At 68.8% G+C, this 12,890-nt stretch carries 9 protein-coding genes; 8 read left to right on the top strand and 1 reads right to left on the bottom strand.

The features are described from left to right. Positions 1–46: 46 nt before the first annotated feature. Entirely contained in the window at positions 47–1,009 is a 963-nt protein-coding gene (locus LXE91_RS03455) for a LysR family transcriptional regulator (RefSeq protein ID WP_039346271.1), read from the bottom strand. Between the two features lie 250 nt (positions 1,010–1,259). On the opposite strand from LXE91_RS03455, the gene LXE91_RS03450 reads away from it, so the two are divergent. From LXE91_RS03450 to LXE91_RS03415, 8 genes are all read left to right on the top strand, one after another. Beyond that, positions 1,260–3,392 (top strand): 3-hydroxyacyl-CoA dehydrogenase NAD-binding domain-containing protein, encoded by a 2,133-nt coding sequence (locus LXE91_RS03450; protein WP_039346269.1) that lies wholly within the window; start codon positions 1,260–1,262, stop codon positions 3,390–3,392. 29 nt (positions 3,393–3,421) lie between these two features. Continuing rightward, positions 3,422–4,630 (top strand): acyl-CoA dehydrogenase family protein, encoded by a 1,209-nt coding sequence (locus tag LXE91_RS03445; RefSeq protein ID WP_039346268.1) that lies wholly within the window; start codon positions 3,422–3,424, stop codon positions 4,628–4,630. 14 nt (positions 4,631–4,644) lie between these two features. After that, positions 4,645–5,781: an acyl-CoA dehydrogenase family protein gene (locus LXE91_RS03440; RefSeq protein WP_039346266.1), complete on the top strand. Its 1,137-nt coding sequence runs from the start codon at positions 4,645–4,647 to the stop codon at positions 5,779–5,781. A gap of 32 nt (positions 5,782–5,813) precedes the next feature. Continuing rightward, entirely contained in the window at positions 5,814–7,019 is a 1,206-nt protein-coding gene (locus tag LXE91_RS03435; RefSeq protein WP_039346263.1) for a CaiB/BaiF CoA transferase family protein, read from the top strand. A gap of 120 nt (positions 7,020–7,139) precedes the next feature. Continuing rightward, on the top strand, positions 7,140–7,445 hold the full coding sequence (locus tag LXE91_RS03430) for a DUF485 domain-containing protein (protein ID WP_039346261.1): 306 nt from the start codon (positions 7,140–7,142) through the stop codon (positions 7,443–7,445). 11 nt (positions 7,446–7,456) lie between these two features. Beyond that, positions 7,457–9,142 (top strand): cation acetate symporter, encoded by a 1,686-nt coding sequence (locus tag LXE91_RS03425; RefSeq protein WP_039346527.1) that lies wholly within the window; start codon positions 7,457–7,459, stop codon positions 9,140–9,142. 357 nt (positions 9,143–9,499) lie between these two features. Beyond that, the gene (locus tag LXE91_RS03420; protein WP_039346259.1) at positions 9,500–10,789 is read left to right on the top strand and encodes a dicarboxylate/amino acid:cation symporter; all 1,290 of its coding nucleotides are present in this window, start codon (positions 9,500–9,502) and stop codon (positions 10,787–10,789) included. A gap of 4 nt (positions 10,790–10,793) precedes the next feature. Then, a complete protein-coding gene (locus LXE91_RS03415; protein WP_039346257.1) occupies positions 10,794–12,818 on the top strand; it encodes a sensor histidine kinase in 2,025 nt (674 codons plus the stop codon). Positions 12,819–12,890: the final 72 nt, after the last annotated feature.

The raw sequence follows: 12,890 nt of genomic DNA, 5'->3' as shown, positions 1-12,890 counted from the left end.
AAGGAGGCGACGGTGCCGGCGAAACGCGGCTGCCCGCCCCGGCGCGCTATTGTCGCCGCGCGCCCGGCGGCTTGTCACCCGACAGGAAACCCTGACGCATCGCGCCGGGCCCGCCCCGGCCGGTCTTTCCGGCCTGTTCGAGGATGAACTCTATGAATGTCGACGTCGCACGCGTGTGGTGCCGGTTCGGCATGTAGAGCATGTACATGTGCGTGCCGAAGATGCTGAGCCGGTACGCGTCGAGCGACGTGACGACCGTGCCGCGCCGGATGTCGTCCTGCATCACGTAGTCGGGCACGATGCCGACCCCGATCCCGCCGAGGATCGCCTGCCGCAGGAACAGGAAGTTCTCCGAAATCAGCGTGGGCTCGAGCAGCACCTCGTGGCGTTCGTCGCCGAGATACGCGGCGATCCTGAGCTGCCGGCCCATTACCGTCGCGGTGACGACGGGGGCGGCGGACAGCGCGCCGAGGCTCGCCGGCATCCCGTGCTCGGCCGCGAATTCGGCGGACGCGCACGCGACGTAGCGCACCGCGCCCATGTCGCGCGCGACGAGGTTCTGCGGCGGCTCCGGCATCACGCGCACCGCGATGTCGATCTCGTCGCGCATCAGGTCTTCCACGCGGTTCTCGAACACGACGTCGAGCACGATGCCCGGATGCAGCCGCTTGAAGGCAAGCAGCCAGTCGGACATCACCATCTGCCCGTAACCGCTCGGCACCGACAGCCGCACGCGGCCCTGCAGGTCCTGGCCGAGCGTCGTCACCGATTCCTGCGCGGCGAGCAGTTCGTTGCGGATGCGCCGGCCGTGCTCGTACAGCTTCAGCCCGATCTCGGTCGGCTCGATGCGCCGCGTCGTGCGCCGCACGAGCTGCTGGCCGATCGAGCGCTCGAGCTGGTTCAGCCGGTAGCTGACGTTCGCGCGGCTCATCTTGAGCCGCTGCGCAGCCTTGCTGAGATTGCCGGCGTCGAGAATCTCGACGAGCAGCGTCAGCGCGTTCAGGTCCATGCGGCGCGTCTCCCGATCCGGCCCGTTTAATGGTCGGAAACATTCAGTGTCAAGTCAGACTTGACAGCTTGTAAAAGTGGGAGGGAATTGTCAATGAATCTCGATCAATCGAGAATCGGGTCATGCCCGGCGTACGGCCGGATCTTGTCCCGCTTCGTGCGGGACCGGGGGCCGGTGCCCCGGCGCCGCTCGCGTGGCCGTGAGCCACGAACCGGCGTCGACGCATCGGCCGACGCGTCAAGGAGACACGATGAACTCACCCGCTTCCCCCGCCAGCCCGGCCGGCACCGTCACGCGCGAACGGCGCGACAAGGTGCTCGTCGTCACGATCGACCATCCGCCCGTCAACGCGCTGTCCGCCGATGTGCGGCGCGGCCTCGCCGACGCGCTCGACGCCGCGCAGGCCGACGCCGCGATCCGCGCGGTGCTGATCGTCGGCGCCGGCCGCAACTTCATCGCGGGCGCCGACATCCGCGAATTCGGCAAGCCGATCGTGCCGCCGTCGCTGCCCGACGTGTGCGAGCGGATCGAATCGGGCACGAAGCCGGTCGTGGTCGCGCTGCACGGCGCGACGCTCGGCGGCGGCCTCGAAGTCGCGCTCGCCGCGCATTACCGGCTCGCGGTGCCCGGCGCGAAGCTCGGGCTGCCGGAAGTCACCCTCGGCCTGCTGCCCGGCGCGGGCGGCACGCAGCGCGCGCCGCGCCTGATCGGTGCGAAGGCCGCGCTCGACCTGATGCTGACGGGCCGCCATGCGAGCGCCGAGGAAGCGCTCGCGCTTGGCCTCGTCGATCGCATCGCGCACAGCGACGACACGCTCGCTGAAGGCCTCGCCTATGCGCAGGAACTCGTGTCGCTCGGCGCGCCGGTGCGCCGCACGCGCGATGCGCAGGGCCTGGCCGACCGCACGGCCGCGCAGGCTGCGATCGAGGCGGCGCGCGCCGAGCTGCCGAAGAAATCGCGTGGCCTGTTCTCGCCCGCGAAGATCGTCGATGCGGTCGAGGCCGCGCTCACGCAGTCGTTCGACGCGGGGATGAAGCTCGAGCGCAGCCTGTTCCTGCAGTGCATCGACAGCCCGCAGCGCGCGGGCCTCGTGCATGCGTTCTTCGCGGAGCGCGAGGCGGCGAAGGCGCCCGAGGCACGGCGCGCGAGCGCGCGGCCGGTCGAGCGGATCGGCGTGGTCGGCGGCGGCACGATGGGCGCGGGCATCGCGGTCGCGGCGCTCGATGCCGGGCTGCCGGTGACGATGATCGAACGCGACGAAGCCTCGCTCGCCCGTGGCCGAGCGCACGTCGAGAAGGTATATGACGGCCTGGTCGCGAAAGGGCGGATGACGCCGGCCGCGCACGCGGCGCGGCTCGCGCGCTTCAAGGGCAGCACGTCGTACGACGCGCTTGCGCAGGCCGACGTCGTGATCGAGGCCGTGTTCGAGGACATGGCGGTGAAGAAGGGCGTGTTCGCCGAACTCGCGTGCGTGTGCAAGCCGGGCGCGGTGCTCGCGACTAACACGTCGTATCTCGACATCGACGAACTGGCCGCGAGCATCGACCGGCCGGCCGACGTGATCGGCCTGCATTTCTTCTCGCCGGCCAACGTGATGAAGCTGCTCGAGATCGTCGTGCCGGCGCGCGTAAGCGCGGACGTCGTCGCGACCGCGTTCGCACTGGCCAAGCAACTGAAGAAGACGCCGGTGCGCGCCGGCGTGTGCGACGGCTTCATCGGCAACCGGATCCTCGCGGTCTATCGCACGGCGGCCGACTACCTGATGGAAGACGGCGCGTCGCCGTACCAGATCGACCGCGCAGTGCGCGAATTCGGTTTCCCGATGGGCCCGTTCCAAGTGGTCGACCTGGCGGGCGGCGACATCGGCTGGGCGACCCGCAAGCGCCGCGCGGCGACGCGCGACCCGCGCTCGCGCTACGTGGAGATTTCCGACCGGCTGTGCGAGCGCGGCTGGTTCGGCCAGAAGACGGCGCGCGGCTACTACCTGTATCCGGACGGCGCGCGCGTCGGCGCACCGGACCCGGAAGTCGAGACGATCGTCGCCGAAGAACGCGCGAAGAAGGGCATCACGCCGCGAACCTTCACCGACGACGAGATCCTGCGCCGCTACCTCGCCGCGATGATCAACGAAGGCGCGAACGTCGTGCACGAGAAGATCGCGCTGCGCCCGCTCGATGTCGACGCGGTGTTCCTGTACGGCTACGGCTTCCCGCGCTATCGCGGCGGCCCGATGCATTACGCGGACACGATCGGCCTCGCGAACGTGCTCGCCGATATCCGCGCGTTCGCGAAGGAGGATCCGCTGTTCTGGAAGCCGTCGCCGCTGCTCGCCGATCTCGTCGCGCGCGGCGCGGATTTCGCGAGCTTGAACCGCATCGACTGAACGCCCACCGCATTCGCCACGGACCGAAGATGGACCTCAATTTCACTCCCGAAGAGGAAGCCTTCCGCACGGAAGTGCAGCGCTTCCTGCAAGCCGAACTGCCCGCGCGCATCGCGCGCAAGGTGAAGGGCGGCCTGCATCTCACGCGCGACGACATGCGCGAATGGCACGCGATCCTCAACGCGCGCGGCTGGCTCGCGAGCCACTGGCCGCGCGAATACGGCGGCCCCGGCTGGAGCGTCGCGCAGAAGTTCCTGTTCGACAACGAATGCGCGCTCGCGGGTGCGCCGCGCATCGTGCCGTTCGGCGTGAACATGCTCGGCCCCGTGCTGATCAAGTACGGCAACGAAGCGCAGCAGCGCCACTGGCTGCCGCGCATCCTCGACGGCACCGACTGGTGGTGCCAGGGCTACTCGGAGCCGGGCGCCGGTTCCGATCTCGCGGCGGTGAAGACGAGCGCGGTGCGCGGCATCGACGCGCAGGGCGAGCACTATCTCGTGAACGGCCAGAAGACATGGACCACGCTCGGCCACTACGCGAACATGATCTTCTGCCTCGTGCGCACCGCGACCGACGTGCGCAAGCAGGAGGGCATCAGCTTCCTGCTGATCGACATGAACACGCCGGGTGTCGAGGTGCGCCCGATCATCACGCTCGACGGCGAGCACGAAGTCAACGAGGTGTTCTTCACCGACGTGCGCGTGCCGGCGGCAAACCTCGTCGGCGAAGAGAACCGCGGCTGGACCTACGCGAAATACCTGCTCACGTACGAGCGCACCAACATCGCTGGGATCGGCTTCTCGACGGCCGCGCTCGACCGGCTGCGCGCGGTGGCCGCGAAGGTCACGAAGAACGGCCGGCCGCTCGCGGACGATCCGTTCTTCGCGGCGCGCGTAGCACGCGTCGAGATCGAGCTCGAGAACATGCGCACGACCAACCTGCGCGTGCTGGCCGCGGTCGCGGGCGGCGGCGCGCCCGGAGCGGAAAGCTCGATGCTCAAGATCCGCGGCACGCAGATCCGCCAGGAGATCACCGCGCTGATGCGGCGCGCGATGGGGCCGTACGCGCAGCCGTTCGTCGAGGAAGCGCTCGATGCCGACTACGACGGCGAGCCGGTCGGCCCGGACGACGCCGCGAGCGCCGCGCAGCAGTATTTCAACAACCGGAAGCTGTCGATCTTCGGCGGCTCGAACGAGATCCAGAAGAACATCATCGCGAAGATGATGCTCGGGCTGTAACGAGGGACGCGACGATGGATTTCCAGCACACAGAAGACCGCCGGATGCTGGCGGATACGTTGAACCGCTTCATCGCCGAGCAGTACGCGTTCCCGGTGCGCGATCGCATCGCGCAGTCGGCCGAGGGGTTCGATCGCGCGATGTGGCGGCGCTTTGCCGAACTCGGCACGGTCGGCGCGCTGTTTGCCGAAGCCGACGGCGGGTTCGGCGGCGCGGGCTTCGACATCGCCGTGGTGTTCGAATGCCTCGGGCGCGGGCTCGTCGTCGAGCCGTTCCTCGGCGCGCTGCTCGCGGGCCGTGCGCTGTCGCTCGCCGGCGGCGCCGCGCATCGCGACCGGCTGGCCGCGCTGATCGACGGCCGCGCGAGCGCCGCGTTCGCGCATGACGAGCCGGGCTCGCACTACGAACTGACGACCGTGCGCACGCATGCCGAACGCTCGGGCGACGGCTGGGTGCTGACGGGCGCGAAGGGTGTCGTCGACCAGGCCGCGCAGGCGGCATTCTTCGTCGTCAGCGCGCGCGTGTCGGGTCATGACGACGATGCAGCCGGCATCGGCCTGTTCGTCGTGCCGGCCGATGCAGCGGGCGTATCGCTGCGCGACTACCGGAAGATCGACGGCGGCCGCGCGGCCGAGGTGCGCTTCGAACGCGTCGTGCTGCCGGCCGATGCCGCGCTCGGCACGCACGACGGCGACGCCGGCGCCGAGCTGCTCGAACGCGTGCTCGGCTACGGGCTGCTCGCGCTGTCGGCGGAAGCGCTCGGCGCGATGGATGTGGCGAAGGAGTACACGCTCGACTACCTGCGCACGCGCAAGCAGTTCGGTTTGCCGATCGGCAGCTTCCAGGCGCTGCAGCACCGGATGGCCGACCTGCTGCTCGAAGTCGAGCAGGCGCGCTCGGCGGTGATCAACGCGGCCGCGCAGCTCGATGCGCCGCGCGTGGTGCGCGAACGCGCGCTCGCCGCCGCCAAATACAGCATCGGCCGGATCGGCACGCTCGTCGCGGAGGAGAGCATCCAGCTGCACGGCGGGATCGGGATGACGTGGGAGCTGCCGCTGTCGCACTACGCGAAGCGGCTCGTGATGATCGATCACCAGCTCGGCGACGAGGATCATCACCTCGCGCGCTACATCGCGCTGTCGAAACAGTAAAAAAGCGAACGACGCGAATGGAGGAGACAAGGATGACGAACGAATCGCGCGCATTGCCGCTGGCCGGCGTGAAGGTGCTCGATTTCTCGCGCGTGCTCGCGGGCCCGTGGTGCGCGATGGTGCTCGCCGATTTCGGCGCGGAAGTGATCAAGGTCGAGCATCCGGCGCGCGGCGACGACACGCGCGACTGGGGCTTGAGGATCGGCGACACCGAGACGACCTACTTCAACAGCGTGAACCGCAGCAAGCGCTCGATCTGTCTCGACCTGCAGACCGAAGCAGGGCGGCGCCTCGCACGCGAGCTGGCCGCGCAGGCCGACGTGGTGCTCCACAACTTCAAGTTCGGCGGCGCGGAAAAGCTCGGGCTCGGCTACGACGCGCTGGCCGAGCTGAATCCGCGCCTCGTGCACTGCGCGATTTCCGGCTACGACCGCTCGGGCGCCGAGGCCGCGCGGCCCGGCTACGACCTCGTCGTGCAGGGCGAGGCCGGGCTGATGGCGCTGAACGGCGAGGCAGGCCAGCCGCCGCTGAAGTTCGGCGTCGCGGCGGTCGACCTGTTCACCGGCATGTATTCCGCGCAGGCGATCCTCGCCGCGCTGTACGAGCGCCATGCGACCGGGCGCGGGCGACGCATCGAGATGGCGCTGTTCGACTGCGGGCTGATGATCACCGCGTACTACGGGCTCGACGCGCTGCTGATGGGCGAGGACCCGCCGCGCTACGGCAACGCGCATCCGTCGGTCGTGCCGTACGGTGTGTTCGACGCGGCCGACGGCCCGCTCGTGATCACGGTCGGCAACAACACGCAGTTCGCGCGTTTCTGCGATGCGATCGAGCGGCCCGATCTCGCGGCCGACGCGCGCTACAAGACCAACCTCGGCCGCTCGGAAAACCGCGCCGAGCTGCTGCCCGAGATTTGCGGCGAACTCGCACGCCGGCCGCGCGCGGCGTTGCTCACGGCGCTCGCCGATGCAGGCATTCCGTGCGGCGAAGTGCTCGGGCTGCACGAAGCGCTGAAGTCGGAACGCGCGACGCGCGCGGGGCTCGTCACGCGACTGCCGCACCCGGTCGCGGGCGGCGTCGACGTGCTTGCGCCACCGTATCGCTTCGATGGCGCACGGCTGCCGGTGCGCGGTGCGCCGCCGGTGCTCGGCGCCGATACGGACGCGGTGCTCGGCGGCTGGCTCGGGATGTCGGCTGACGAGGTCGCGCGGCTGCGTGCGGATCGCGTGGTCTGAGCGCACGCCCATGCACGGGCAGGACACATTGCATTGCACCGCCGCGGCGCGGGCGGATCGGTTGACGCGCCGGCCATCCACAAGACACGCCTTGCGAACAGACGAGGCGAAGGAGACACCATGGAGCTTTCCGTCATCGAATCGGTCACGGCGCGCCGCGACTACCAGCAGCTCGTGCGGGCGCGGCGCCGCTTCAGCTTCACGCTGACGGCGCTGATGATCGCCACGTACTACGGTTTCATCCTGCTCGTCGCGCTCGCGCCGCACGTGCTCGCCGCGCCGCTGTACCGCGGTGCGACGATGACGGTCGGGATTGCCGCGGGCGTCGCGATCATCCTGGTCGCGATCAGCCTGACCGCGTGCTACGTGCTGCGCGCGAACCGTGCGTTCGACCGCCGCGTCGACGCGATCCTGCAGCGTTCGTGACGGAGGCCGACATGCGACGACTCTCGATGGCGCTCGGCGCGCCTGCCGTTCTCGTTTCCTCCGCCGCCCACGCGGTATCGGTCGCGGGCCCGATGCCCGACAAGGTCGAGCTGAACCCGGTCGCGATCGGAATGTTCTTCGCGTTCGTGTTCGCGACGCTCGCGCTCACGCGCTGGGCCGCGCGCCGCACACGCTCGACACGCGACTTCTACACGGCCGGCGGCGGCATCACCGGGCTGCAGAACGGGCTTGCCATCGCGGGCGACTACATGTCGGCCGCGTCGTTCCTCGGGCTGTCCGGGATGGTGTTCATGTTCGGCTTCGACGGGCTCATCTACTCGATCGGCTTTCTGGTCGGCTGGCCGTTCGTGATGTTCCTGATCGCCGAGCCGCTGCGCAACCTCGGCAAGTTCACGTTCGTCGACGTCGTCGCGTACCGCTTCGCGCAGCGGCCGATCCGGCTGCTGACGTCCGCGAATTCGCTGACCATCGTCGTGCTGTACCTCGTCGTGCAGATGGTCGGCGCGGGCAAGCTGATCCAGCTGCTGTTCGGGTTGTCGTACGGCACGGCCGAGCTGATCGTCGGCGTGCTGATGGTCGTCTACGTGTTCTTCGGCGGGATGACGGCCACCACCTGGGTGCAGGTGATCAAGGCCGTGCTGCTGCTGTGCGGCGCGACGCTGCTCGTCGTGCTCGCGCTCGGCGAATTCGGCTTCAGCGTCGACGAGATGTTCCGCCGCGCGGTGGCCGTGCATCCGGGCGCGCTGTCGATCATGGGCCCCGGCAAGCTGATCCGCGATCCTGCGAACGCGCTGTCGCTCGGCATCGCGCTGATGTTCGGCACGGCCGGCTTCCCGCACATCCTGATGCGCTTCTTCACGGTGCCGAACGCGAAGGAGGCGCGCAAGTCGGTGCTCTACGCGACCGGCTTCATCGGCTACTTCTACCTGCTGACCTTCGTGATCGGCTTCTCGGCGATCGTGCTGCTCGCGCAGCATCCGGAGTTCTTCAAGGTCGGCGCGAACGGCACGTTCAACCTGACGCACGACCTGCTCGGCGGCTCGAACATGGTCGCGGTGAAGCTCGCGCAGGCGGTCGGCGGGAACTGGTTCTACGGCTTCATCGCGGCCGTCACGTTCGCGACGATCCTCGCGGTGGTCGCGGGCCTGACGCTCGCCGGCGCGACGACGATCTCGCACGACCTGTATGCGCAGATGTGGGCGCGCGGCAAGCCCGACGAGCGCGTCGAGATGCGCATTTCGCGCGCGGCGACGATCGCGCTGTCGGCGGTCGCGATCGGGTTGTCGATCCTGTTCGAACACGTGAACGTCGCGTTCATGGTCGGCCTCGTCGCGGCGGTGGCCGCGAGCGCCAATTTCCCGGTGCTCGCGATGTCGATCTTCTGGCGCGGGATGACGACGCGCGGCGCGGTGCTCGGCGGCGGGCTCGGCCTCGTGTCGGCGGTCGCGCTCACGGTACTGTCGAAGTCGGTGTGGGTCGACGTGCTGCACCACGCGCACGCGCCGGTGTTCCTCGACAACCCGGCGCTCGTGTCGGTGCCGCTCGCCTTCATCGGGATCGTCGTCGGCTCGCTCGCGGATCGCGGCGAGCGCGCACGCCGCGAGCGCGACGCGTTCACGCAGCAGGAGTTCTACGCGCAGACGGGCGTGCTGGCCGGCCGGGCCGTGCAGCATTGATTCGTCTGATGAAACGATGCCTCCGTCCGGATCGCCGGACGGATATTTTCCGGAAATCCGGAATCCCGGATTTCCTTGCCTGCCGCATTATGAGAAATACAATGAATACAAAGGTTTGACGGGTTTCAGGAACCTGGCATTGACCTTGCAATATAAAGCGCACGGCCATCCCACGGCCGAACTACTACAGCAAGCAAGGAGACAATCGATGACCACTGCCTTCCTCCCCCTCCGGACGTCCTGAGGCATCGCTTGTTGCGGCACGGCAGCCGCGCGGGCGAATGCCTTTCCCCTGAGACATTCGTCCGCGCGCGTGACGCCGTTTCCATCGGCTCATCTACTTCTGCAGGAACCATCGTGAAGAAGAAACCCTTCTACAAAGTGCTCTATGTGCAGGTGATCTTCGCCATCATCGTCGGCGTGATCCTCGGCCACTTCTACCCGTCGATCGCCACCGACATGAAGCCGCTCGGCGACGGCTTCATCAAGCTGATCAAGATGGTGATCGGCCCGATCATCTTCTGTACGGTCGTCACCGGCATCGCCGGCATGGAGGACATGAAGAAGGTCGGCCGCGTCGGCGGCAAGGCGCTGCTGTACTTCGAGATCGTGTCGACCTTCGCGCTGGTGCTGGGCCTCGCGGCCACGCACATCCTGCGTCCGGGCGTCGGCTTCAACATCGATCCGGCGACGCTCGACGGCAAGGCCGTCGCGTCGTACGCGGCGAAGGCGCACGGGCAGTCGACGGTCGACTTCCTGATGCACATCATCCCGAACACGATGGTCGATGCATTCGCGCAGGGCGAAATCCTGCAGATCCTGCTGATCGCACTGCTGTTCGGCAGCGTGCTCGCGCACCTCGGCGAGCGCGGCAAGGTCGTCACCGACTTCATCGACGGGCTCACGCGCGTGCTGTTCGGCATCGTGCACATCGTCACGAAGCTGGCCCCGATCGGCGCATTCGGCGCGATGGCGTTCACGATCGGCAAGTACGGCGTCGGCTCGCTGGTGCCGCTGCTCAAGCTGATCGGCACGTTCTACCTGACGTCGGTCGTGTTCGTGCTGGTCGTGCTCGGCACGATCGCGCGCTTCACCGGCTTCTCGATCATCCGCTTCGTGTCGTACATCAAGGAAGAGCTGCTGATCGTGCTCGGCACGAGCTCGTCGGAAGCCGCGCTGCCGCAGCTGATGGAAAAGCTCGAGAAGGCAGGCTGCTCGCGTTCGGTCGTCGGCCTCGTCGTGCCGACCGGCTATTCGTTCAACCTCGACGGCACCAACATCTACATGACGATGGCCGTGCTGTTCATCGCGCAGGCGACCAACATCGAACTGACGTGGATGCAGCAGCTCACGCTGCTGGCCGTCGCGATGCTGACGTCGAAGGGCGCGAGCGGCGTCACGGGCGCGGGCTTCATCACGCTCGCCGCGACGCTGGCCGTCGTGCCGACGATCCCGCTGTCGGGCATGGTGCTGATCCTCGGTATCGACCGCTTCATGAGCGAGTGCCGCGCGCTGACCAACATCGTCGGCAACGGCGTCGCGACGGTCGTCGTGTCGGCCTGGGAGAAGGAACTCGACCGCAACAAGCTGCGCCAGGCGCTGAAGGGCGGCGGCGAAGTGACGCCGACCGAGACGGCCGGCGTCTGACGGCATGAAGGAGCAGGCGGCGGCACCGCCCGCCGCCGGCGCGGCCCGCGGCGGCCAGCGCAGAGGGGCGGGGGCCTATGACACAATAGGCGATCCGCATCGCCAGGAAGCCTCGACCGTGACGCGCCGCCTGCTCATTCTCGTCGTGCTTGCCGCCGCGCTCGCCGCGGCGTGCGCGCTGACGTGGACGATCACCTGGCGGCGCGGCGTCGCCGAGCTGCAGCGCAACGCCGCGGTGCGCGTCGACCGCACCACCAACGCGCTCAAGAGCACGCTCGACCGCTACGAGTCGCTGCCCTATCTGCTCGGCAGCCACCCGTACGTGCAGGAGCTGCTTGCCGATCCGAAGCGCGCCGACTACACCGGGCGCGTCAATCGCTATCTCGAAGACCTCAACGAACACGCGCACGCGACCGTCACCTACGTGATCGGCGCGGACGGCCTGTGCGTCGCCGCCAGCAACTGGCGTGCGCCCGACAGCTTCGTCGGAACCGAATACCGTTTCCGCCCGTATTTCCTCGACGCGATGAACGGCCAGGTCGGCCGCTTCTTCGGGATCGGCACGATCTCGCGCGATCCGGGCTACTACATCTCGCAGCCGGTGTGGCGCGACGGCAAGATCGCGGGCGTCGTCGTCGTGAAGCTCAATCTCGAATGGTTCCAGGGCGCCGATGCGTCCGAGCCGCTCGTTGTCGCGGACGATCACGGCGTCGTGTTCCTGTCGTCGGTGCCCGCATGGAAGTACCACACGCTGCGGCCGCTCACGGGGCCCGTCGCCGAGTCGATCTACGAGACGCGCCAGTACGCGCAGCAGCCCGTCACGCCGCTGCCGCTGCGCATCGAGCAGGTGCTCGGCCCCGATGCGGAGATCGTGCGCCTCGGAGCGGCCGGCGTAGGCCCCGGCCTGCGCGCGCCGCGCTACCTCGCGAGCAAGCGCCGGATCGGCGAGCCCGACTGGCTGCTCGTCACGCTCGCGCCGATCGCGCCCGTCGACGCCGATGCGCGCAACGCGACGATCGTCACCGGTTTCGGCTTCGTGTCGGTCGCGCTGCTTGCGTTCTACTGGCGAATGCGCCGCGCGCGCGTGCGGGAAATGATCCGCGGCCGCGCGCTGCTGCAGCAGGCCTATGCGGAGCTGAACCGGCGCGTCGAGGAGCGCACGGCCGACCTGTCGGAGGCGAACGAGCAGTTGCAGAAGGAAGTCGGCGACAGGATCCGCGCGGAGCAGGAGCTGCGCGCCGCGCACGACGAACTGATCCAGGCGAGCAAGCTCGCCGCGCTCGGTCAGATGGCGGCCGGCATCACGCACGAACTGAACCAGCCGCTTGCGGCGCTGCGCAGCTTCTCGGACAACACGCGCGTGCTGCTCGATCGCGGCGAGCAGGCGGCCGCGCGCGAGAACCTGGAGGCGATCGCCGCGCTCACCGAGCGGATGGGCAAGATCACGAACCAGCTGAAGCTGTTCGTCGGCCGCGCGAAGCCGCGCAACGAGCAGGCGCTCGTCGTGCGCGCGCTGCGCAGCGTGCTGTCGCTGCTCGACGAGCGCCTGCGCGGCGTTGCACTCACGCTGACGCTCCAGGACGCGACCGTGTCGCCCGCGCACGATGCGCCGCTCGACCTGGCGCGCGACTATCCCGAGCTCGTCGCCCGTTGCGAGGATCTTCGCCTCGAACAGGTGCTGATCAACCTGCTCGGCAACGCGCTCGACGCGGTCGCAGGTGTGGCGGCGCCGGCGATCGAGGTGACGATCGCGGTGTCGGCGGCCACGCTCGCGGTCGAGGTGCGCGACAACGGAAGCGGCATCGCGCCCGACCTGCTGCCGCGCCTGTTCGAGCCGTTCTTCACGACCAAGGAAATGGGGCGCGGGCTCGGGCTCGGCCTCGCGATCTCGTCGTCGATCGCGAGCGATGCGGGTGGTGCGCTCACAGCGCGCAACGCGCCGTCGGGCGGCGCGCTGTTCGTCTTGACGCTGCGGCGCGCCTGCACGCATCATCCGGACTTCGTGTCCGAGCCGGCGGGCTCGCGCTAGGCGCGCCACGCCGCCCGCCCGATCGGCGCACGATCGGTATCAACGACGCCGCGCGCGCTGCCGCCGCGCGGC

The sequence above is a fragment of the Burkholderia contaminans genome, assembly GCF_029633825.1.
GTDB classification, from domain to species: Bacteria; Pseudomonadota; Gammaproteobacteria; order Burkholderiales; family Burkholderiaceae; genus Burkholderia; species Burkholderia contaminans.
Note: the sequence above shows the minus strand (reverse complement) of the source record. Positions and strands in the feature narration are given on the sequence as shown.